This is a genomic window from Gaiella sp. (assembly GCF_035710885.1).
Taxonomy (GTDB): Bacteria; Actinomycetota; Thermoleophilia; order Gaiellales; family Gaiellaceae; genus Gaiella.
In genome coordinates, this window is record NZ_DASTCS010000048.1 from 17556 (window position 1) to 39091 (window position 21536).

A 21536-nucleotide genomic window follows, 5' to 3' on the forward strand; every position below is an offset into this window, starting at 1 on the left:
CGAGGATATACCCGACGGCAAACGCGGTTCCCACGATCAGGAGCAGGACGACGGCGGCGAAGGCGAGCACCGTCAACCGCTCGCCGGCCCTGGTCACGGTCGCCCCCCCGCGCCGGAGCCGGCCTCGAGGTCGGTGAGCAGGTAGAGCGACCCCGTGACCAGCACGGGCTCGCCGAGCGCATGCGCGACGGCCAGCGCGTCGTGGGGGTCGTCCCGCACCTCGACCACGTCGAACAGCGGGCGGGCGCGATCGCCGAGCTCGGACGGCGGCAGCGCGCGCGGGCTCGATGAACGGCACGCAACGAACCGCCTCCCCACGCCTGCGAGCCCCTCGAGCATCCCGTCCACGTCCTTGTCGGCGAGGATCGACGCCATGACCGTATAGTCGTCGCGGGGCAGATGCTCCACGAGCCACCGGACGCCTTCGGGGTTGTGCGCCCCGTCACGGATCTCGCCCGATCGCCGCTCCAGCCGTCCCGCCAGCGACACGCCCTCGAGCGCGGACGCATCGGGCTCCCTCCCCAGGAACGCGCGCGCGGCGGCGACCGCGAGCGCGGGTGAGCCGCCGGGCTCGACGATCACCTCTCCGGCGCCTGCCGCCCGCGCGGGACCCTCCCATTCGGGCTCGCCGACGACGACCGTGCACCCTGGGCGGACGACCGCGAGCTTCTCGGCGGCGATCGCCTCCCGCGTCGCGCCCAGCACGTCCGTGTGCTCGAGCGAGACGTTCGTGAGCACCACGACCCGCGTCGCGTCGAGGACGTTCGTCGCGTCGTGTCGGCCCCCGAGACCGGCTTCGACCGCCGCCGCCTCGACAGCGGCGTCCCGGAACGCGACGAACGCGGCAGCGGTGAGCACCTCGAACTGCGTCGCCTCGAGCCGCTCGGCGGGCGGGCGGACGACGTGGAGGGCAGCCTCGAGGTCGGCCTCGGCACCGGCCACCCGGACGCGCTCCGCCCACGAGCGGACGTGCGGCGACAGGTATGCCCCCGCTCGCACGCCGCCGGCCGTGAGCAGCTCCTCGACCATCCGCGTCGTCGTCGACTTGCCGTTCGTGCCGACGACGTGCACGGCCGGGAGGCCCGCCTGGGGATCGCGGAGCTGCGCGAGGAGCGCGCGCATACGGTCGGTGCCGAATCCTTCCCGGGGCCAGGGCGAAAGGCTCTCGAGCCAGTCGACGTTCGTCATGGGCCGCCGTTCTAGGCGCCGAGTGCGGCCGGAGGACGCACTAGGCGCCCAGGAGCTCCAGCTCGCGTCGGTAGCGCTCGAGCTTCGCCCGCTCACCGTCGACGACCTCGGGCGGGGCGTTCGCGACGAACCGCTCGTTCGCGAGCATCCGCTCGGCTCGCTCGATCTCCTTCCGGAGCCGCGCGAGCTCCGACTCGACGTCGCCGGCGGCCCGGGCGCGCTCGGGGCGGACGACGGCGGCGAAGATGCGCCGCTCCTCGTCGCTTTCGAGCTCGACCTGCACACCACTCCGGCGGAAGACCTGGGCCGCCTCCTGCACGCGGTCGAGCGCGTCCAGGGCCTCCGCCTCGGTCGGGTCGGGCTCCGGCCAGGCGGAGACGATCAGGCGGCCCTCGCGGGCCGGCAGGTGCGACCAGATCTCCTCCGTCACGTGGGGCAGCAGCGGATGGAGGAGAGCGAGGAGGAGCTCGAGCGCCCGGAGCGCCGTCGCCCGGCAGTCGGCGTCACCGTCGTAGAGGGGTGGCTTGACCGCCTCGGCGTACCAGTCGCAGAAGTCGTCGAAGGTGAGGTGATAGAGGACGCCCGTCGCGGCCGAGAAGTCGAAGCGCGCCCAGTCGTCCTCCACCTCGGCCCGGGCCGCGTCGAGCCGCGCGAGGATCCATCGCTCCTCGAGCGTCCTCGGCCGGGCCTCCGGGGTCGAGCCCTCCGTCTGCTGGAGGATCAGGCGCGCGACGTTCCACAGCTTGTTGGCGAGCTTGCGCCCTTCCTCGATGGCACCGAGCGAGTAGCGCACGTCCTGGGTGGAGGAGATCTTGAGCAGGCCGTAGCGGGTGGCGTCCGCGCCGTGACCCTCGATGGGCTCCATCGGGTCGACCCCGGTGCCCAGGCTCTTGGACATCCGGCGCCCGTCGGCAGCGAGAACGGTCGAGGTGATGATCACGTCGGTGAACGGGATCTCACCCAGGAGGAACAGGCCCGAGAAGATCATCCGGTTCTCCCAGAGCCGGATGATCTCGCGGGCGGTGACGTTGACGTCACCCGGGTAGTACCGCTCCAGCTCGTCGGTCGGCCCCGGCCAGCCGAGCGTCGCGAACGGCCAGAGCGCGGAGCTGAACCAGGTGTCCAGCACGTCGGGGTCGCGCTCGAGGCGGCCGGACCCGCACTCCGAGCATGCGTCGGGGGGCGGCCACGTGCAGGTGCGGTGGCCGTCCGGGCACGTCCAGATCGGGATCTGGTGGCCCCACCAGAGCTGGCGGGAGACACACCAGTCCGGCGCCTGCTCGAGCGACTCGATCGCGAAGCGGTGCTGGCTCTCCGGGTGGAAGCGAACCTTGCGCTCGCGGAGCGCCTCGATCGCAGGCCGGCCCAGCTCGTCCATCCGGCACCACCACTGCGGCGAGACGAGCGGCTCGATGCGGGAGTGGCAACGCTCGCAGGTCCCCACGGAATGGCGGTACGGCTCGTGCCCCTCGAGCTGCGCGCGTTCCTCGAGCCACTCGACGACCCGGGCGTCCGCGGCGCGCTGATCGAGGCCCTCGAAGCCGGGGGCGGTCATGAGCCCGTCCGGGCCGATCACCGTGAGCACCTCCAGCCCGTGGTCGCGGCCGATCTCGAAGTCCGTGGGGTCGTGGCCGGGCGTGATCTTGAGCGCACCCGTGCCGAACTCCGGATCGACGCGCGCGTCCGCGATCACGGGCACGCGGCGCTCGACCACCGGCACGACGACCTCGCGCCCGACCGCATCCCGGTAGCGAGGGTCGTCGGGGTGGACCGCAACCGCGACGTCGGCGAGGATCGTCGCCGGGCGCACGGTCGCGACCGAGATCCCGCCCTCCCCCTCGGCGAACGGGTAGCGGACGGTCACGAGCGTGTCGTCCATCTCCACGTGCTCGACCTCGAGATCCGAGATCGCCGTCTGGTGGTGCGGGCACCAGTTGACGATCCGGTTCTCGCGGTAGATCCAGCCCGCGTCCCAGAGGCGGACGAAGAACGTCATGACCGCCTCGACGTACCCGTCGTCCATCGTGAAGCGCTCGCGCGCATAGTCGAGCGAAGCGCCGAGACGGCGGTACTGCCCCATGATCGTCTTGCCCGTCTCGTCGAGCCAGCGCCACGTTCGCTCGAGGAACGCCTCGCGGCCGATCTCCCGGCGCGAGGTGCCCTCGGCCACGAGCTGCTTCTCGATCACGTTCTGCGTGGAGATGCCGGCATGGTCGTACCCGGGCTGCCACAGCGTGTCGAAGCCACGCATGCGGTGCCAGCGGATCAGCACGTCCTGGATCGAGCCGTTCAGCGCGTGCCCCATGTGGAGCTCGCCCGTGACGTTCGGGGGCGGCACGCAGATCACGAACGAGTCGTCTCGCCGGCGGCCCGCGCCGGCCGCGTAGAGGCCCTCCGCCTCCCAGGTCTCCTGCCAGCGGCTCTCGACGGCCGTGGGGTTGTAGAGCGAGTCCATCGCGGCGGAGTGTAAGGAGGCTCGACGCGGCGCTTCGGGCTCGGCTAGCGCCCGCGCGTGCGCCGCCCGGCTACGGGGAACGAGCGGGGTCTCCTCGGCGCCGCGGTCATCGCCTCAGGCTAGCCAACGAAGCAGCTGTCGGACTGAAGTCCGACACCGGGGTTTGGAGGGTCCACGCATGCGCAAGCTGTTGCGGCCGAAGGCCGGCTTTGCCGGCCGAGAGGCCACGCTCGGATCGCCAGTGAACTTCGCTGAAGAAGGGGGCTGGTGGGCGAAACATGTCCCCCACCGCTAGAGGACGAGGATCGTGCTCGTGGCATGGGCGAGCAGCCTCCCCTGGCGGTCCTCGAGGCGGGCCTCGGTGGTCACCACGGTCCGACCGCCGTGCACGACCGTGGCAGTGCAGCGCACGGGCCCGGTCTCGGCGGTGATCGACCGCGTGAAGTTCGCCTTCAGCTCGAGCGTCGTCCAGCGCTTGCCGGCCTCGGACAGCGACACGAACGCCGTCCCCATCGCGGAGTCCAGCAGGGTGGTCGCAAAGCCCGCGTGCACGGTCCCGATCGGGTTGTAATGCTCCTCGCCCGGCACCGCCTCCCAGACCACACGGCTCTTCTCGACCTCGACGAGCCGCATCCCCATCAGCTCGGCGATCGGCGGATACGGAATCTCGCCGGAGAGCATGCGCCGCAGGAACTCGAGCCCCGGGAGCCCGGCCGCCATGGCCAGCGCCTCGCCCGGATCGGACCACGTGAAGGTGCGAGACCGCGACTCCGTCACGGAGTGGAGCTCAGGCGGTTCCGTCGGCGACTGCCCCGAGCTCGTCGGGGACACCGTGCGTCACGAGCGTCGGGTTGAGGCCCCGCGAGATCGTCTCGCGCGTGATCACGCACTTCGACACGTCGCGCCGGGACGGGAGCTCGAACATCACGTCGAGCAGCGCGCCCTCGATGATCGAGCGAAGCCCGCGCGCGCCGGTCTCGCGCTCGAGCGCGCGGTCGGCGATCTCCCACAGCGCGTCGTCGGTGAACACGAGCTCGATCGTGTCGTAGCCGAAGAACCGCTGGTACTGGCGCACGAGCGCGTTCTTCGGCTCGGTGAGGATCCGGACGAGGTCGTCGCGCCGAAGCTGGTGGACGGCCGACACGACGGGCAGTCGGCCGATGAACTCCGGGATCAGGCCGAAGTTCATCAGGTCCTCCGGCATCACCTGCGACAGCATCTCGGCCGACTCCTCCGCATGCTTCGAGCGCACCTCGGCGCCGAAGCCGACGGCGTTCTTCCCGATCCTCCGGGCGATGATCTTGTCGAGCCCGGCGAACGCGCCTCCGCAGATGAAGAGGACGTTCGTCGTGTCGATCGTGAGGAACTCCTGGTGCGGGTGCTTGCGCCCGCCCTGGGGCGGCACCGACGCGACCGTCCCCTCGAGGATCTTCAGGAGGGCCTGCTGGACGCCCTCGCCCGACACGTCGCGCGTGATCGACGGGTTGTCCGCCTTGCGCGCGATCTTGTCGACCTCGTCGATGTAGATGATCCCCGTCTCGGCCTTCTTGATGTCGAAATCGGCGGCCTGGATCAGCTTGAGGAGGATGTTCTCGACGTCCTCGCCGACGTAGCCGGCCTCGGTGAGCGCGGTCGCGTCCGCGATCGCGAAGGGGACATTGAGGATCCGCGCGAGCGTCTGCGCAAGCAGCGTCTTGCCGCAGCCGGTCGGCCCGAGGAGCAGGATGTTCGACTTCTGCAGCTCGACGTCGGCCTCGTCGGTCTGGCCCATGCGGACGCGCTTGTAGTGGTTGTAGACCGCCACCGCGAGCGTCCGCTTGGCCTCCTCCTGGGAGACGACGTAGTCGTTGAGCACCGAGTAGATGTCCCGGGGCCGCGGAAGGTTGTCGAGGTCGAGCGTCGCGGGAGTGGTGAGCTCCTCGTCGATGATCTCGTTGCAGAGATCGATGCACTCGTCGCAGATGTAGACGCCGGGACCCGCGATCAGCTTCTTCACCTGACGCTGGCTCTTCCCGCAGAAGCTGCAGAGCAGCTGCTCGTTCCCCTCGCTCGCTCGGGCCACTGGTCTCCTCTTTTACTCCGATTTTGCGAGTTCGGCTACCCGGTCGGACGCTGCCGGGCTCAGCGGTGGACGATCACGCGGTCGATGATCCCGTACTCGGTCGCTTCCTCGGCGGTCATGAAGTAGTCGCGGTCCATGTCCGTGCGCACCTTGTCGACGTCCTGGCCCGTGTGGTGGGCCATGATCTCCTCCAGCTTGCGCTTGAGAGCGATTGTCTCCCTTGCATGGATCTCGATGTCGCTTGCCTGGCCCTGGTAGCCGCCCCACACCTGGTGGATGAGGATCTTCGAGTTCGGCAGCGCCGTCCGCTTCCCTTCGGCGCCGCCCGCGAGAAGCAGCGCGCCCATGCTCATCGCGATCCCGACGCACGTCGTCGCGACGTCGGGCTTGATGAACTGGATCGTGTCGTAGATCGCGAGCCCCGAGTAGACCGACCCTCCGGGGGAGTTGATGTAGATGTTGATGTCCTTGTCCGGGTCCTCGGACTCGAGATGCAGGAGCTGGGCGATGATGAGGTTCGCGATCTGGTCGTCCACCTGTGTGCCGAGGAAGATGATCCGCTCGTTGAGCAGGCGTGAGTAGATGTCGAACGACCGCTCTCCGCGGGACGTCTGCTCGATCACCATCGGGATCAGGGGGCTCATGCCGTTTCCCGCCCTCCGGTCGGGCACCGGCTGGAGGAGCTCAATCGTTCCGTCGCGACCATCGCGTCCTTTCTCGGTCTCCTTCGTCAGCGATCCTGCGGAACGGGATCGCCGGGGGTCCACAACTTCGTCTCGCCGGCGGGCTTCTCCTTGTCCGGCGTCCAGATCGCCTCGCGCGCGGCATGGGCCTCCGGCGCGATCGGCTTCACCTCGGAGGCGAGCCGGTCGAGCGCGGCGCGCAGCCGGAGGTCCTCACGGAGCGATTCCTGGTGCCCGTGCGCCCAGATGTCCTCGATCACGTCCTCCGGGTCGTCCCCGGAGGCCGCGGCCTGCTCGCGAATCAGGTCCTTGACCTCGTCGTCGGAGACCACGATGCCCGCCTTCTGCGCGACCGCCTCGAGCGCCAGCTCCCGCGCTACGGACTGCGACGCCTCGGCGCGGATCTGCGCCGTGAGCAGCTCGGGCGACTGACCCGTGGCCTCGAAGTACGCCTCGGGGGAGACGCCCCTGTTCGCAAGCGAGCGAACGAAGCCGTTCAGGAGCTCGCGGGCTCGCGCCTCGACGAGCGGGCCTGCGCCCTGGACGTTGGAGGCGCGCACCAGCTCGTCCACCGCCGCGGCTCGGAACGCGCTGTCGATCTGCTCCTCGACGGCGGCCCGCACCCGCCCCTCGATATCGGCTCGCAGGTCGGCGAGCGTGTCGAACTCGCTGGCCGATCGGGCCAGTTCGTCGTCGGCCTCCGGGAGCACCTTCTCGTTGACGTGCTTGACGGTCACGTCGACGGTCGTCTCGGACCCGTCCTGGAGCTCGTAGCGCACCGTTCGCTTGTCACCGATGCTCGCGCCGACGATCGCGGACTCGATCTCCGGGACGAGCCGGCCGGTGCCGAGCTCGACGACGGTGTCCGACTGGCCCTCGCCGTCGGCGCCGGCCAGGTCGACCACGACCGTGTCGCCCTCACTGGCGGGACGGTGGTCGGCGGGCACGAGCTCCGCGATGGAGCTTCTCAGCGCATCCAGCTCCGCCTGGACGAGCTCCTCGGGCACGACGGCCTCCGCCCGGGGCACCTCGAGGGTCGTCCAGTCGACGATCTCCGGCGTCGGTTGCACCTCGACCGTCGCGCTGAACTTCCACGGCTCCTTCTCGTTCGCGGGAAGCTCGAAGTCGTACTCGGGCGTCGCGACCGGCCGCAGGCGCGACTGCGCGGCGGCGTTCCAGAACCAGCCGCCGATGTGCGACTCGACGGCCTCGACCCAGAGGCGGTCGCGGCCGACGTTGGCGAGCAGCACCTGCCGCGGCACCTTTCCCTTGCGGAAGCCGGGGATCTTGACCGAGCCGGCGAGGTCGGAGGCGGCGTGCTCGACGGCGTGCTCGAGCTCGTGCGGCGAGACGTCGACCGTGAGGCGGACGCGGTTGCCGCCGAGCTCCTCCACCTGGGCCATGTCCTGATTCAAGCAGTTGACGTGCGGGACGCCGCCGGGATGCGCACCCGTCGTAGCGCTACGCTCGGTCGGCGCGGGCGTGGCGGCACGGCAGACGCTCCGGGTTTGCCGGTGAGGTTCGGTGCTCCACTCTCAGCAAGGCGGATCCCCCGCCTCCCGGCGGGGCCACCCCCTGCAGGCAGCGGCGAGCCGCCGCAACCCCATCCCCATGCGGCGCTACGCTCCGAGCGCGCGGGCGTGGCGGAATTGGCAGACGCGCCGGGTTTAGGTCCCGGTGGGCTTCGGCCCTTGGAGGTTCGATCCCTCTCGCCCGCACTGTCCCTCCGCGGAAGCGGGTCCGCATGGGCAGATCGCGATCACGGCAGATCAGCCTCCGGCGGGCAGACCACCGAGGCGGCCCCTTCCGCGGCCTGAATCGACCCCAGCGCTGACGCGGCTAGCGGCCGAGCAAGAGCCCCACCGTCTCGCGAACCGAGTCGACGACCAGCCCCGAGAGCACGATGAGCGCGAACGACGCGAAGGCGACGAACGGCTCGTTCGACTGGATCACGAGCAGCGCACAGAACGCGCCGACCACGACGCAGGCGACGGCCAGAGGGCGGCGTGTCCTCGTCCCGATCGCGAGCCCGGCGAGGAACACGAGCCCGAAGACGACGATTCCCACGGTCATGGCCGGAGCGTAGGACCCGGTCCGGACGGACATCACGCCCGATGACCTCGTTCGGCTGTCCTGGCAGGCTGCGGGGCATGCGCGAGCGGGTGCCCTGGTACCGCCGTCGCCTGGGCGTGCTCGGCCGCGTCGCGGTGGCGCTCGTCGTCGCCTCGGCCGCGACCGGCTTCCTCGCGCCCGCGAGCACCGGCTGGCGGACCCTCCAGGTGTCGCTCGCAGTCGCGGCGGCGATCGCCTACCTCGCGGCTCTGATGCGGTCGCCCGACTGAGCAGGGTCATCGGCTTCCCGGTAAGCGGCGTTTCGCGCGGCGGCACTGACGTGGATCCGACCCAGCCAGGCGTGGGTCAGGCCTGGCCCCCGGAACTTCTGCGCGCAAATGGGTGATTCTCCTCATGACACAACCTCCCTTCCGTGCCACGCTCCATACGGCTGACAGCCAGAAAGGAGACGGGCATGTCCCAGACGATCCAACGGTCCACGACGCAGGACGCGGTCGCCACGTATCTGGAGGGCCTCAGGAGTCTCGATGCCGAGCGTGCGTTGTCGCGCCTCTCGCCCGACGCCGTCGTCCACTACCCAGGGCAGCCGCCGATGTCGCCCGACACCTTCCGCGCCTCTCTCTCCCAGGTCTTCTCTGCGCTCAAGAGCATGGAGTTCACGACACGCGAGGTGTTCGAGACCGACCACGGCGTCGGGGCTCGATGGACCTTCACTGCCGAAACACACGCAGGCAACACGGCGAGCTGTGACGGCATCGACAGCTGGCGGATCGGCGCCGACGGCTCCATAACTGCGATCGACGTGTACTACGACCCGTCGCCGCTGATGGAAGCGCTGGCCGAGTAGAGACACGCGTCGCGCCTCCGCGCGAGGCTGCGTGCGACATCCGGCACGACTCCCGGCGACCCACCGGCTGCCTCCGGGCGCCGAAGATCCACGCCCCCGCCTGCTTGATCTCCCGGACCACTGCGTGCGACGCCTCACCGACCATCGGCCAGTCCTCCTCGGGGATGTGGTCCATCGATCCGTCGTCGAACGAGATCAGGTAGCGCGGCATGTTCGAGTCTCCTTTGGTCTGTGTCGCTCGGCTACGTGAACTGTTGGACTTGACGTTCGTGTCGTACTCATCGCTCAGCGATCTCGAACGGGCCTCAGGGCCGCGACGGCCACGGTGCGACCTCGGGCTGCGTGCCTGGAGACGTTCACTGGCCCAACCGACGAACGCATGTCTCGAACGCCTCGGCGGTCAGCATCGCCGTCGTCGCCGGGACACGCGGTGCTGGCTCGGGCGACCGCCTCCTGCGTGTGTACGGCATGGCTTCACTCTGGATTCTACTTTGGCAACGTAGGCTCGCACGATGGCGGCGATCCCACACATGGCGTGGACGAATCTAGCTCGGCGTGCTAACGTACAACCAGATGGTTGTAGATGAGCTGATCGAGGCTGAGATCGACCGCGTGTTCCACGCCCTGGCCGACGCCACGCGCCGCGACCTGCTGCGCCGCGCGGCCGATGGCCAGCTGTCGGTCTCGCGCCTGGCCGACGGCTACGACATGAGCTTCGCCGCCGTGCAGAAGCACGTGGCGGTGCTCGAACGCGCCGGTCTCGTGACGAAGGCGCGCAACGGCCGCGAGCAGCTCGTCCGCACCGATCCCGTCGCCGTCGCTCGCGCCCGGCGGGCGTTGGACGCGCTCGAGGCCACCTGGCGCGAGCGTGCCGACCGCATGGCCGACCTGTTGGACACCCCGAACACCCAAGGAGATCCCCGATGACCGTCACCACCATCGAAAAGGACACCGAGGCGCTCACCCTCACCCTCACTGCCGACTTCGCCGCGCCGGTCGAGGCGGTCTGGGAGCTGTGGGCGGACCCGCGCAAGCTCGAGCGCTGGTGGGGCCCGCCGGGGTACCCGGCGACGTTCGTCGAGCACGATCTCACCCCGGGAGCGCTGGTCACGTACTACATGACCAGCCCCGAGGGGGACAAGCACCATGGCTGGTGGCGCATCGGCACGGTCGACGCCCCGCGCGGGTTGACGATCGAGGACGGCTTCGGCGACGCCGACGGGAAGCCGCTCACCGACAAGACCGGGCAGTTGCGGATGCGTCTGTTCGAGCACGAGGGCGGCACGCGCATGGAGCTGTTCGACCAGTTCCCCTCCCTCGAGCAGATGGAGGAGATGCTGAAGATGGGCATGGAGGAGGGCCTGCGCCAGGCCGTCGGCCAGATGGACGCCCTGCTCTAGCTCAGCCGGAACAGGGGCGCGGCGGCGGTGGCCATCGAGCTGGGCTGGATCTTGGCCCAGTCAATCGCCATGTCTACATGGTCGGTCTCGAGGTTGCCGAACGTGCAAACGCCCGATGGAGCGTCCGACTACGGGTCATACTGGCGGCGCGGGAGCTGCGCGGGCCGGGCGGACGATCCGAACGCCGTCACGCGCCGACGCTTCGCGGGACGCCCGGCCCGAGCTAAACGCTCGCACCGGATCGTCGCCTTGTCGAGATGTCCCGAAGGGTCAGGCAGCTCCGGGAGCCAGGCCGCTCGGGTGGCTCGTTCCGAGGGCCGCACCGGGGGCCGCACGGAACCGCGATTTCCGCACTTCTCGGACGAATGACCCTGGGCGCCATGCGGGTGGCGGATGGACACTGGGCGAAATGGCCCCGGGAGGAGTCGAACCTCCGCACGCAGGTTCGAAGCCTGCCGCTCTATCCGCTGAGCTACGGGGCCGGTGGGTTCGATCGTAGACGCGAGCGTCGGAGAGGTGGCGGACGGGACTCGAACCCGCGACCACCGGGACCACAACCCGGGGCTCTACCAGCTGAGCTACCGCCACCGCGCGGGAGACGCAGGATAGCCGCTTGCCCGGGGGCACACCGGCCGCGGCCGGCCTCCATGCCGAGGCGGGCTTCTGCCTGCACTACGCTCGCGCGTGGTGGAAGGGGTGCGGCACACGCGCTACGGCTGGTGGCTCGAGGAGGCCGGGCCGGTCGAGGCGACCAGGCCGCTCGAGGGTGACACGACGGCGGACGTGGTCGTCGTCGGCGCGGGCTACCTCGGCCTCTGGACAGCCTGGCACCTGAAGGCGCTCGAGCCGGGGATCGACGTGGTCGTGCTCGAGGCAGGTCTCGCCGGGCACGGGCCGAGCGGACGGAACGGTGGCTTCGTCTCGACGCTCTGGGACGACCTGCCGATCCTGCGCGACCGGGTTGGAGCTCCGCGAGCGCTCGAGGTCGCGCGAGCCTCCGAGCGCGGCGTGCGCGGGATCGGAGAGTGGTGCGAGAACGAGGACGTCGACGCGTGGTACCGGGCCGCGCCGACGATCTACGTCGCGACGAGCGAGGCGCAGCTCCACTCGTTCGACGATGCGATCGAGGCCTGTGCAGCGCTCGGTGTCCCGGACGAGGTGCGTCCAGCGTCGGCCGAAGAGGTCCGCGCACGCTGCGACGCCGGCTTCCTCGGAGGTGCTGTCCTGCGGACCTCCGCCACCGTCCATCCCGCACGTCTCTCGCTCGGGCTCCGTGCACGTTCCCTGGACGTCGGTGTGCGCCTCTTCGAACGGACGACGGCGCGCCGCCTCACGGCCGAGGCCGTCGCCACGACCCCCGGCGGCTCGGTTCGCGCGGGCACTGCCGTGCTCGCGGTGAACAGCGCGACCGCCGGCTTCCCGGGCTTCCGGCTCGCGCACGCCGTTGCGTCGAGTCACATGGTCGTGACGGAGCCCGTGCCGGAGGTCATCGACGAGCTCGGCTGGACGGGCGGCGAGCCGATCGCGGACGGGCGCACGCTGCTCCACTACACGCGCACGACGCGCGACGGGCGGATCGCGTTCGGCTGGGGCGGCGGGCGGATGGGTTTCGGGGGTCGCCGCCTGTCGCGCCTGGAGATGGACCCCGACGCCGTCAGGACGGCGCGCGACGACCTCTACCGGTTCTTCCCGCAGCTCCGCGGGCGCCGCGTCACCCACGCGTGGGGCGGCCCGATCGACGTCTCCCCCACCCACGTGCCGATCTTCGGCACCCGCGGTCGCGTACACCACGGCTTCGGCTTCACCGGGAACGGCGTGGGGCCGTCCTACCTCGGCGGAGAGATCCTCGCGCGGCTCGCGCTCGACCGTCGGGACGGGCTCACGCGGCTCGCGCTCGTCGAGCCGGAGCGCAAGCTCATGCCGCCCGAGCCGTTCCGCTGGGCGGGAGGCTCGCTGATCAGGTCCGCCCTCGTCCGCTCCGATCGCGCGGACGATGCCGGGGGCCGCGCCTCCTTTCTCATCCGGCTCGTGGCGGGAATGCCGCGCCGGCTGGGCCTTCGGCTTCCTCGCTGAGACGCCGGAGGACGTCCACGAGCGGCATGTCGTCAGGCACGTCCTCCGGCGCGGCCGCGACGGCTCGCCCCGCCAGCTCGGCGTAGACGGACGCGAGCGCGCGGAAGAGCTCGGGGGTGAGGCCGGCGGCCGCCTGCGTGTCGGCAATCTCCTCCATCTCGGCGACGTATCGCCATGCCTTCGCCGACGCCCTGGCGAGCGTCGCGCCCGTGCGGGTCGGATCGGCCAGCCCCGTCCCGGCCAGATCGCCCAGCACGTGGTCGACGACACCGTGCGCCTCGGCGGCTCGTAGTGCCTGCGTGAGGAGGGCGACATGGCCCTTGTAGACCGACGCCGTGCACATCTTCACGGCCGAGGCGGCACCGACGACGTCGCTCACCACGACCCGATCCACCCCGTCGAAGGGCAGCGCCGCGATCTCCGCGGCTCGCGGGCCGGAGAGGTAGACCCGCGTCGTCCCTGACGCGCGCGGCGGCGGCCCCGAGATCGATCCGTCGACCATGTCGAGCCCGCCCTCGGCGAGCACTGCAGCGACGCGTCGGGCGGCGGCGGGCGCGATCGCGTTGAGGTCTGCGATGAGCGGCTGCGCATCCCCGGTCGCCTCCGCGATGCGGGCGGCGACCTCCTCGGCCGACTTCGGCGGCACGACGGAGAGCACGACGTCCGCCCGGGAGAGGAGCGCCACGAGCGTGCCAACGTTCTCCAGCCCGGCGTCGCGTGCGAGCTGCCTCGAGCGTTCGCTCCTTCCGTCGAGCGCGACGAGGGCGCGCGCCCCACCCTGACGGAGCCGGGCGCCGAGCGCGCTCCCCATCGCACCGGATCCGACCAGGCCGACGAGCACGGCACGAGCGTACTTCGGCACTCGACCGCGCGTCCGGCGGCGGGTACCGGTCGGGTGAGGATGATCTCGCCGCCGGCAGCCTCTCGTAGAACTCGCCGACGCCGAGACGTCTCGACCTCGGGGGGTCAGGATCCCCTAGGTCAGCCCGACATCACCACCGTCCCCCTTTCAGCGGTGGTCGCACGACAACCGAGCGAACTGCACTCGTCCGGACCTCACCGACCCGACGGCCGCCTTCAAGCCGCACGGCGTCCTTTGATTGCGTAGAGACCGGCGGGGAGTCGCTCGCTGCCGAACGACGCGTCGACCGTCGCCTCGACGCCATGCTCCGCGAGAAGGCCCGGGACGCGTGCCGTGTCGATCAACACGTTGTCGTGCCGTTCGTCGTCGCGACGCCACGAGCCGTCGGCGTTTCGCAAGAACGTCGCGATCTGCCGCACGAACCGGTCGCGACGGGGCACGGAGAACTCGGTGACGATCGCCCAGCCGTCGCCCATCCTCCCCGCGCCGGCCGCGTCGCGCCGCGCCTCACCCCAGTGGAGGTCGCAGAGGTCGATTGCCAGCACGCCGCCGGGGTGCAACGCGCCCGCGATGTCGACCAGCGCTCGATCCACCGATGCTTCGTCGGGGAGGTAGTTGAGCACGTGGCCGACACCGACGATCGCATCAGCGTCGGGAATCGGATCGTCGGGCAAGACGACCTGCAGCACGGAATGCGCATCGGGGGCGGTCTGCCGCGCGAGGGCGAGCATTGCCGGAGACGCATCGGTCGCGATCACGTGATGCCCGGCGTCGACGAGGTGGCGCGTGAGCAGCCCGCTCCCGCACCCGAGCTCGACGACCACACCGCCTCGCGTGCGCACCGGCTCGAGCAACGCCAGGATGCCGGGCGCACATGCGTCGGCGTGGAACCCGAAACCGAGGTGGTGGACGAGGGCGAGATCACGCCGGTAGTACGGATCGTCTGCCATCACCGATTCCCGACGGAGGCCGGACGCCGCCGCGATGCGTGGCATATCACCCCGTGAGCGTTGTTCCAAGCGCGGAGAGCACCCGTCGGCCCAAGGCTGCAGATGCAGGGCGCCGAGCCGTTTGGGGGGTGAGGCAGGTCACGTCCTCACGCGGGCACTCCAGGTCGTCGAAGCTCGCGCCCAGGGATGTCGGCGCAGTCCGGAAGCGCTCGAACGCGCTTGTTGCGCGTCTCGGTTGCCGCCGCCATGCGCGCGGGAAAAGGGCTCCCCAGTCCGATGGATCCGGATGCGCCCGGGAGGATTCGAACCTCCGACCCGCGGATTAGAAGTCCGCCGCTCTGTCCCCTGAGCTACGGGCGCTCGGAGGGAGCGTAGACACTGGTTCGGGCCCTCGGTGGACACGCGAGACCGGCGGCCGGAGGGCGATTCAATTCCCCGGCCGCCCGACAACGCGCGCTGCGCGTCGCCGCCGGCGGACGGAGCGCACCGGGCAACCAGGGTTCCCTCTACGTGCGCTCGGTGAGCAGCGTCGATGCCGGTTCGGCTTCCTCGGCACCCACCGGAGACGATGCCCGCAGCGTGCCGCGCCGGACCCATGCGAGAAACGCGCCGGCGAAGGCGGCCGCCGCGCCGAAGCCGAACGCCCAGCGCACGCCGCGCTCGTCGACGAGCGCGCCTCCCGTCGCCGAGCCCGTGGCAATCCCCATCGATACTGCCGTGCCGAACCAGGCGAACGCCTCCGCCGCCGTCCCCGCCCTCGCGGAGCGGTCGATGAGCGCGTAGAGGGCTCCGATCGTGGGGGCGATCGGCAGCCCGGCCAGGAACGAGAGGACGTAGAGCGTCGGCATCGAGACTGCGAGCTGCAGCCCGAGCAGCGCAGCGGCGAGCACGACCCCACCCCCGATGAACCGGCGCAGGTCGCTGCGCGGCGGACGCATCCCCGCCGCGAGGCCGCCCAGGAGGCTTCCCGCCGAGAAGCACGCGAGCGCGATGCCGCCCAGCTCGCGCGCGCCGCGGTCTTCCGCGAAGGCCGGCATCGCGAGCTCGACCGCGCCGAACCCGACGCCGATCGCAGCCGCGTAGAGCACGACGGTCCGGACCCCGGGCGACCCGAGAGCGCCGAGCAGGCCCGCGCCGGTCGCACGGGAGGCCGGCGTGGTCCGGACGGGCGGGAGACGCGCGGTCGCGCTGGTGCCGACGCAGCTGGCGATGCCCACCGCCGCGACGGCCGCCGCAGGCTCGACCGCTGCCAGGCCGGCGGCGAGCAGCGGACCGCCGACGAAGAAGATTTCCTGGAGCGAGGCCTCGAGCGCGTAGGCGCTCGAGCGGAGGCCGCCCGGTGCGATCCGCGGCCACACGATCCGTACCGTCGACGAGAGGGGCGGGAGCGCCAGTCCGGCAAGGGCCGCAGCGGCGCCGACGGCGACGATGCTCGCGTCCAGCACGGCGAGAACGACGACGGCGCCGATGAGCGCGGGATAGGCGATCGCGCGCATGCGCAGTACCGGGGCCGGGCCGGCCCGGTCGACGTGTCGTCCGGCGATCGGCGCGCCGATCCCCACCGCGACGGCGTGCAGGGCGACGACGATCCCCGCAGCGCCGTATCCGTGACCCTCTCCGCGGACGAGGAAGAGCAGCGCGATCGGCGTCATCCCGAGCGGAAGCCGGCCGAGGAGCGACCAGGCGACCATCGCCTTCGCGTGCGGGAGCCCGAGCAGCTCCCTGAAGTGCTTCCTCCCGCTCACCGCGCCTGTCTCGGGCCCGTGCTCACGACGCGCGGACGACGAGCGGGGCGCAGCGGCCCCCGGACGCGTCGACCACGACGCCACCGGAGGCGGTCCTCGGCTGCACGGTGAGCGTCGCCCGCGTCACCGTGACCTGCGCGTACCCGTACTGGTCCGTCTGCGCGCAGAGAAGCCCGAGCCCGCGTGGCGGTGCCGGCTTGAAGAACGCGCCCGTCACGACGGCGCCGAAGCCGGGCGCGCCGAGGAACGAGTCGATCTCCTTCGCGTACGTGTTCGTCGCCACGGGGCCTGTGACCACCTCCCAGATCCCCGTCCCCTGGGGCCCCTGCGGGCCGAAGGTCTCCCGCCTGATCTCCCCGACCAGGTGGGCGTGCGTGTCGGTCGTCAGGACGACGACGTTCCGCACCGCCTGCAGCGCGTCGAGGACGCGGGCCCGGTCGGCCGCATACCCCTCCCAGCGGTCGTACGGGAGCGCGTAGAGCTGCATCAGCGGCTCGGGGTTGACGACCACCTTGAACGTCGCGGTCGACGCCCGGAGCGCCTTCGTGAACGCGTCGAGCTGGGCCGCGCCCAGCAGGGTCCGCTGCGGCGAGGCGAGAGAGTCGAGGCACGCCTGTGGGACCGGCCGCGCCAGCGTCGGGGCGAGCGTCGCGAACGCCTGGCGAACGGCCGTGGGCGCCGTAGGCGCGATGTCCCCGCCGCAGACGGCCGTGGCTTTTGCGCTTCGGAAGCTCCGCCCGTCGAGAAAGAAGAGCTCGAGGTTCCTGCCCCACCGGAAGCTCCTGTAGAGGCCCGTTCGGGCCGTGTACGAGGCGGGCGTGTACTCGAGGAACGCACGCGCGCCGGCGCGGTAGATCGCGGTGCCGTGCTCCGCGCGCGAGAAGTCGTTGACGAACTCGTGATCGTCCCAACCGCTGTACAGGCCCGCCGACGCACGCAGCTGACGGAGCGGGGCAAGGGCGAGCCCGAGCAGGTACTTGGCGCGTTTCCGTGCGACCGTGCGCGCGATCGGAGCGCCGCCGATCTCGGAGTCGGAGTAGATGGTGTCGCCGAAGTTGATGTTGAAGTCGTTGTGCGCCCGCGCCATCGCGCGGTACGTCTCGAAGCCGTTGAACCCGGGCTTCCCGTTCGGGCCGGGTGTGGCGTCCGCGTCACCCGTGATCGCGAATCGGACCGTCGCCGAGGCCCCCGGTGCGGGAGCAGTCCGGAAGAAGCCGATCGGGCTCGCCCGGTCACGCTGGGAGAAGCGGTAGCGGTACACCGTCCCGGGGCGCAGCCCAGCGACGGTGCGCTGCACCGTGAGGTCGCGCGCCGCGGTGGCGCGGACGACGAACGCTCTGGCTCTTGCGCTCGAGCCGTCGGCCACGGCGACCGTGAGGAGAACGGCTCCCGCTCGCGGAGCGCGTGTCCAGAGCCGTGCCGACCTCGACGTCATCTCGCCCGCTGCGACTCCGTAGCGGAATCCCGGCGGCGCCGCGGCGGTCGCGACGGCGGCCGCCGCGGCGGCGAGTGCGAGGGCTGCGAGGGCAGCCGAACCGCGATGCACGCTCACCCCGCTCACGCTACTTCCTCGAGACGCTCCTGCTCGGAGAGGAAGCGCGTGAACCACAGCGCGAAGACGACGAAGAAGACGATCGACTGCTCTCCCGCCATCGTCATCCCGCCGAGCTGTTGGTCCTCGAGGCGCGAGAGCCCCCAGACACGCTCGGCTGCATCGGCATAGAACTCGTACAAAGGGCTGGGGACGAGCGCGAGCACCAGCCCCAGGGGCGCCGAGAGGAGGAACGCCGCGAAGACGTATCCGGCCCGGGCGGGGGACGAGAGCCTGTGCGGTGCGTCCTGCCAGACGCACCACCAGAAGAGGATTCCGGAGACGACGTAGGTCGCGTGCTCGAGGGGCAGGAGGCTGTGCTGGTGGCGGAGCGCGGCGTCGTAGAGCGCCGGCACGTGCCAGGCGGCGTAGGTCGCCACCCAGAGCGGAAGCGCCACGAGCGGGTGCGTCAGGAGCGCGACGGCACGACGGCGAGAGAGCCGCCCGGCGAGGTCGGGGGGAATGCCGAGCACGAGCAGGAGCGGGGCCCATTCCGCGAGCACCACGTTCTGGAGCAGATGCGCCCAGACGAGGTACTCGCGCGCCAGCGTGTCGAGCGGCGTGACGAGCACCGCCACGAGCAGGCCGCAACCGGCGACGGACGCCGCTGTCCGCCAGGGTCGGCGGGACCGACGCGTCGCGGTGAGGTAGACGGCGGCGAGCGCGACCGGCACCAGAGCTTCCGCGCTCCACGACCATGCGTCGGGTGGCACGGCGCTACGCTACTTCCACGCGGGTGTAGCTCAGTTGGTAGAGCGTCAGCCTTCCAAGCTGAATGTCGCCGGTTCGAGCCCGGTCGCCCGCTTCACCACTCGGCGTCCCGCCTCCGATCTGCTTCAGCAGGAGCGCCCAGGGGCGCGCCGGTACACCTCCCAGCCGGACGGCCGCGCGGCCTCGCGCTGCCATGCCGGGCATAGCCGCGGCGCGAGCGAGGACCTCCCGGCCGGGCTCACGAAGGCCCACGCCGCGCTCGGAGCATCGCGAGCGCCCGCGCGGAGCAGGTCGAGCCTCCGGTCGAGCGCCGGCCCGAAGAAGACGTAGCCGGGGTCGCTCGGCGTGATCGCCAAGCCGATGCGCGCGTTCTCGGGCACGCGCTCGTCGACGAAGCGGATCAGGTCGGGGACGTGCACCTCGCTCCCCTGCGCCTGCCACCGCGGGGTCGACCAGTGGCTCGCGGGCGCCGGCCGCTCGAGCAGCGGCAGGCCCGACGGCCGCTTCGTGTCGTTCAGCACCGCCAGCACGAGCGCCGTCACCGCGATACCGACGAGCCCCCACGCGAGGGGCCGCGCACGCGCCGCCAGTCCCCACGTCGCGCCGGCGAGCGCCACCGGGGCCATCAGGAACCGGCCCGCCGCGTCCTGGTAGAAGAGGACGACGGCGAGCGCCGCGATCCAGTACACCGGCGCGAGGGCGAACACCACTCCCAACGGGTGGATCGCGCCGCGCCGGGCCGCGACCGCCGCGCCGACGAGCCCCGCCACGAGCAGGAGCGCGCCGAGGGGGCCGTACCACGTGACGTTCGAGGCGGAGCGGGTGATGTCCCGCCCGATCGAGACGGCGAGGTCGTCCCGCCCGACGGCCCGCCAGAGCTCGAGGTACGCCTCGTCGACATAGCGGCGCACGTCCGGGGTGAGCACGGGCAGAACGGCGATCAGCGCCGCGAGCGCACCGAGCCCGAGCGCGGGACGGCCGCGCCGACGCGACACGACCGCCACGAGGCCGGCGAGCAGCAGCGCGGCGCTGACGCCGTAGAGCCAGCGGTCGCGGCCCACCGCGCCGGGGAGCTCCACGAGCTGAGCAGCGGACCGCAGCCCGCGGGCGACGGCCGCCACGACCCCCGGCTCGACGGTCTCGTAGGGGAACCCGGCGTCCCAGCTTCCCGCCTGCCACCAGTTGCCGACGTACCAGTACGCACCCGCTGCCGCGCCCACCAGCACCGCTGCGAGCCTTTGGCCGCGGCGCGTGGGTGAGGCGAGGAGCGCGACGACGACCAGTACGGGGATCCCGATCACGGCGGTCACCTTCGTCCCCACGGCGAGCGCCGTCGCGGCGCCGGCGAGCCAGGGCATCGCGCGCCCGCGGTCGATGAGCAGGACGACCGCCGCGACGAGGAACGACGCGGCGACGAGGTCGTTCTGCGCCGTGGACGCCTGCAGCGCGATCACGGGAAGCGTCGCCACGAGGAGCCCGCCGAGAAGCGCCTCGGAGCGGCCCAGCCCGATCGCGCGCCCGGCCCCGATCACGCCGATCGCGAGCGCGACGAACGCGGACGCCTGGACGAGGCCCACGTAGCGGTCCGAGCCGCCGAGCACCATCGTCGCCAGAACGCCCATCTCGCCGTGGGGTGGATACGCGTTGACGTACGGCGCGCATGCGCACTCCGGGTACCCGACCGCCTGGTTCTGCCGCCACAGCCCCGCACGCCACAGGTGGTCGAAGATCGTGTCGAAGTCGTTCTGCGGCGTGCCGAGGCCGAGCGCGACCGCGTAGCCGAGCCCGGCGACGACGGCGACGCCCAGGAGCGCGCAGGCGGGGTCCGCGAGAGCGCCGCGCAGCGCGCCCGCTCCGTCCCGCAGACGGACGCCGACGTCGCTCCATCCCCGTGTGTCGAGCAGGAGCGCGCCGCACACGAGCGCAAGGCCGGCGAGCAGGCCCCACCTCGTCACCCAGCCGAAGACGGACAGCGCCCACAGGACGACGACGAGCTGCAGCCAGGCCGCGACATACGCCCCCAGGAGAAAGGAGGCGGTGCCGTTCGGCCGCAACAGGGCCGACAGGCGCACGGCTCCGACCGCCAGGAGCATCGCCCCGGCGCCGAGCGCGAGGGCGCCGATCACCGTCCGCTCGCGGAGAAGTGCTGGTAGTCCCTGGCGCCCGACCAGCGACCGCCCCACGACCAGCCCACCGCTGCGAAGGCGCGCACGACGACACCGCCCTCGACGGCCATCCCTGCGCGGTAGGGGGTGCGCCGGAGAAACCGGGCGCTCGCGCGGTGCGAGGTCGTGCCGCCGGACGTGACGTACGGGTTCTCGATCGGGTTGAGGTCGATCGCCCGGCCGTAGGCATGCTCCGACCAGCTCGTCGTGCCGTCGACGTAGCGGCAGTTGAAGGCGGAGGTGTTGTCCGCCTCGATGGAGCGGAAGTCGCTGCCGCCGTACGCGTCGACGGGAACCATGCGCCGGATCGGGAACCCGGCGGCGTAGAGGCGCTGCAACACCGCGACCACGTCGCGGGAGACGTCACGGTGGACGACGATGCGCCCGGTCTTCACCCGACCCCCGAAGCCCCAGTGACTCGCGCGTACGAGCCGAAGGTCGTCGAGCCCCACCGGGCAGCCGGGTCGCCAGGACACGCCGGTCATCGAGGCGCGCAGCGCGGCCGGCAGCGGCGCGACCGTCCCGCGAAAGGACGGCTCGCGCGCGGACGCGGCAGACCCGATCGCGGTGGTGGCGAGCGCCGCAACGACGGCCGTCACCAGCACGGGGAGAGCACGACCCATCCGAGTCGGGGTGGTCGGATTCGAACCGACGAAACCTCCCGGCCCCAAACCGGGCGCTCTACCAGGCTGAGCTACACCCCGTGCCTGGACAAGTCTACGGCCGCCGGC

The 21536-nt window shown here is 71.5% G+C and carries 19 protein-coding genes and 6 tRNA genes; 7 read left to right on the plus strand and 18 right to left on the minus strand.

The annotated features are described in order from the left end of the window. Nucleotides 1-93: 93 nt before the first annotated feature. The 6 genes from VFO26_RS11565 to tig form a co-directional block, all read right to left on the minus strand. Entirely contained in the window at nucleotides 94-1188 is a 1095-nt protein-coding gene (locus VFO26_RS11565) for a bifunctional folylpolyglutamate synthase/dihydrofolate synthase (RefSeq protein WP_325115138.1), read from the minus strand. 40 nt (nucleotides 1189-1228) lie between these two features. After that, nucleotides 1229-3643, minus strand: a complete 2415-nt coding sequence (locus VFO26_RS11570; protein WP_325115139.1) for a valine--tRNA ligase — start codon at nucleotides 3641-3643, stop codon at nucleotides 1229-1231. 291 nt (nucleotides 3644-3934) lie between these two features. After that, a complete protein-coding gene (locus VFO26_RS11575) occupies nucleotides 3935-4363 on the minus strand; it encodes a PaaI family thioesterase (RefSeq protein ID WP_325115140.1) in 429 nt (142 codons plus the stop codon). 67 nt (nucleotides 4364-4430) lie between these two features. Then, entirely contained in the window at nucleotides 4431-5705 is a 1275-nt protein-coding gene (gene clpX / locus VFO26_RS11580; protein WP_325115141.1) for an ATP-dependent Clp protease ATP-binding subunit ClpX, read from the minus strand. Between the two features lie 59 nt (nucleotides 5706-5764). Then, a complete protein-coding gene (clpP, locus tag VFO26_RS11585; RefSeq protein ID WP_325115142.1) occupies nucleotides 5765-6349 on the minus strand; it encodes an ATP-dependent Clp endopeptidase proteolytic subunit ClpP in 585 nt (194 codons plus the stop codon). A gap of 86 nt (nucleotides 6350-6435) precedes the next feature. Beyond that, complete coding sequence (gene tig / locus VFO26_RS11590) at nucleotides 6436-7791, minus strand: trigger factor (RefSeq protein ID WP_325115143.1); 1356 nt, start codon at nucleotides 7789-7791, stop codon at nucleotides 6436-6438. A gap of 231 nt (nucleotides 7792-8022) precedes the next feature. On the opposite strand from tig, the gene VFO26_RS11595 reads away from it, so the two are divergent. Next, nucleotides 8023-8106 (plus strand) — tRNA-Leu (locus VFO26_RS11595). Nucleotides 8107-8227: 121 nt separating this feature from the next. Here VFO26_RS11595 and VFO26_RS11600 read toward each other — a convergent pair. Beyond that, nucleotides 8228-8461 (minus strand): hypothetical protein, encoded by a 234-nt coding sequence (locus tag VFO26_RS11600; RefSeq protein ID WP_325115144.1) that lies wholly within the window; start codon nucleotides 8459-8461, stop codon nucleotides 8228-8230. A 77-nt stretch (nucleotides 8462-8538) separates the two neighbouring features. On the opposite strand from VFO26_RS11600, the gene VFO26_RS11605 reads away from it, so the two are divergent. The 4 genes from VFO26_RS11605 (at nucleotide 8539) to VFO26_RS11620 (ending at nucleotide 10708) form a co-directional block, all read left to right on the plus strand. After that, entirely contained in the window at nucleotides 8539-8730 is a 192-nt protein-coding gene (locus VFO26_RS11605) for a hypothetical protein (RefSeq protein ID WP_325115145.1), read from the plus strand. Between the two features lie 185 nt (nucleotides 8731-8915). Continuing rightward, nucleotides 8916-9308, plus strand: coding sequence for a nuclear transport factor 2 family protein (locus tag VFO26_RS11610; protein ID WP_325115146.1), 393 nt, complete (start codon nucleotides 8916-8918; stop codon nucleotides 9306-9308). Nucleotides 9309-9881: 573 nt separating this feature from the next. After that, on the plus strand, nucleotides 9882-10235 hold the full coding sequence (locus VFO26_RS11615) for a metalloregulator ArsR/SmtB family transcription factor (protein WP_325115147.1): 354 nt from the start codon (nucleotides 9882-9884) through the stop codon (nucleotides 10233-10235). Continuing rightward, nucleotides 10232-10708, plus strand: a complete 477-nt coding sequence (locus tag VFO26_RS11620) for an SRPBCC domain-containing protein (protein WP_325115148.1) — start codon at nucleotides 10232-10234, stop codon at nucleotides 10706-10708. Before VFO26_RS11615 ends, VFO26_RS11620 begins: the two co-directional genes overlap by 4 nt. A gap of 410 nt (nucleotides 10709-11118) precedes the next feature. Here the strand turns inward: VFO26_RS11620 and VFO26_RS11625 are convergent. Together VFO26_RS11625 and VFO26_RS11630 are read right to left on the minus strand one after the other, a co-directional pair. Then, a tRNA-Arg gene (locus tag VFO26_RS11625) sits at nucleotides 11119-11190 on the minus strand. Nucleotides 11191-11223: 33 nt separating this feature from the next. Next, a tRNA-His gene (locus VFO26_RS11630) sits at nucleotides 11224-11296 on the minus strand. 99 nt (nucleotides 11297-11395) lie between these two features. Between VFO26_RS11630 and VFO26_RS11635 the strand changes: the two genes are divergently transcribed. Next, on the plus strand, nucleotides 11396-12781 hold the full coding sequence (locus VFO26_RS11635) for an FAD-dependent oxidoreductase (RefSeq protein ID WP_325115150.1): 1386 nt from the start codon (nucleotides 11396-11398) through the stop codon (nucleotides 12779-12781). Here the strand turns inward: VFO26_RS11635 and VFO26_RS11640 are convergent. The 6 genes from VFO26_RS11640 to VFO26_RS11665 all read right to left on the minus strand — a co-directional run bounded on the left by VFO26_RS11640 (nucleotide 12726) and on the right by VFO26_RS11665 (nucleotide 18642). Further along, nucleotides 12726-13622 carry an NAD(P)-dependent oxidoreductase gene (locus VFO26_RS11640; protein ID WP_325115151.1) on the minus strand — a complete coding sequence of 299 codons (897 nt, stop codon included), beginning with the start codon at nucleotides 13620-13622 and terminating at the stop codon, nucleotides 12726-12728. The two genes, VFO26_RS11635 and VFO26_RS11640, sit on opposite strands and share 56 nt — an antisense overlap. Before the next feature lie 236 nt (nucleotides 13623-13858). Further along, nucleotides 13859-14593, minus strand: coding sequence for a class I SAM-dependent methyltransferase (locus tag VFO26_RS11645; protein ID WP_325115152.1), 735 nt, complete (start codon nucleotides 14591-14593; stop codon nucleotides 13859-13861). A 287-nt stretch (nucleotides 14594-14880) separates the two neighbouring features. Beyond that, nucleotides 14881-14953: transfer RNA gene (locus VFO26_RS11650), tRNA-Arg, on the minus strand. A 146-nt stretch (nucleotides 14954-15099) separates the two neighbouring features. After that, nucleotides 15100-16338, minus strand: coding sequence for an MFS transporter (locus VFO26_RS11655; RefSeq protein ID WP_325115153.1), 1239 nt, complete (start codon nucleotides 16336-16338; stop codon nucleotides 15100-15102). Nucleotides 16339-16360: 22 nt separating this feature from the next. Beyond that, on the minus strand, nucleotides 16361-17890 hold the full coding sequence (locus VFO26_RS11660; RefSeq protein WP_325115154.1) for an alkaline phosphatase D family protein: 1530 nt from the start codon (nucleotides 17888-17890) through the stop codon (nucleotides 16361-16363). A gap of 5 nt (nucleotides 17891-17895) precedes the next feature. Beyond that, a complete protein-coding gene (locus tag VFO26_RS11665) occupies nucleotides 17896-18642 on the minus strand; it encodes a cytochrome c oxidase assembly protein (protein ID WP_325115155.1) in 747 nt (248 codons plus the stop codon). Nucleotides 18643-18661: 19 nt separating this feature from the next. Here VFO26_RS11665 and VFO26_RS11670 point away from each other — a divergent pair. Next, nucleotides 18662-18734, plus strand: a tRNA-Gly gene (locus VFO26_RS11670). A gap of 31 nt (nucleotides 18735-18765) precedes the next feature. On the opposite strand, the gene VFO26_RS11675 is transcribed toward VFO26_RS11670, so the two are convergent. From VFO26_RS11675 to VFO26_RS11685, 3 genes are all read right to left on the minus strand, one after another. Next, the gene (locus VFO26_RS11675) at nucleotides 18766-20823 is read right to left on the minus strand and encodes a hypothetical protein (RefSeq protein WP_325115156.1); all 2058 of its coding nucleotides are present in this window, start codon (nucleotides 20821-20823) and stop codon (nucleotides 18766-18768) included. Beyond that, the gene (locus tag VFO26_RS11680; RefSeq protein WP_325115157.1) at nucleotides 20763-21428 is read right to left on the minus strand and encodes a M15 family metallopeptidase; all 666 of its coding nucleotides are present in this window, start codon (nucleotides 21426-21428) and stop codon (nucleotides 20763-20765) included. Before VFO26_RS11680 ends, VFO26_RS11675 begins: the two co-directional genes overlap by 61 nt. Before the next feature lie 5 nt (nucleotides 21429-21433). Further along, nucleotides 21434-21509, minus strand: a tRNA-Pro gene (locus tag VFO26_RS11685). Nucleotides 21510-21536: the final 27 nt, after the last annotated feature.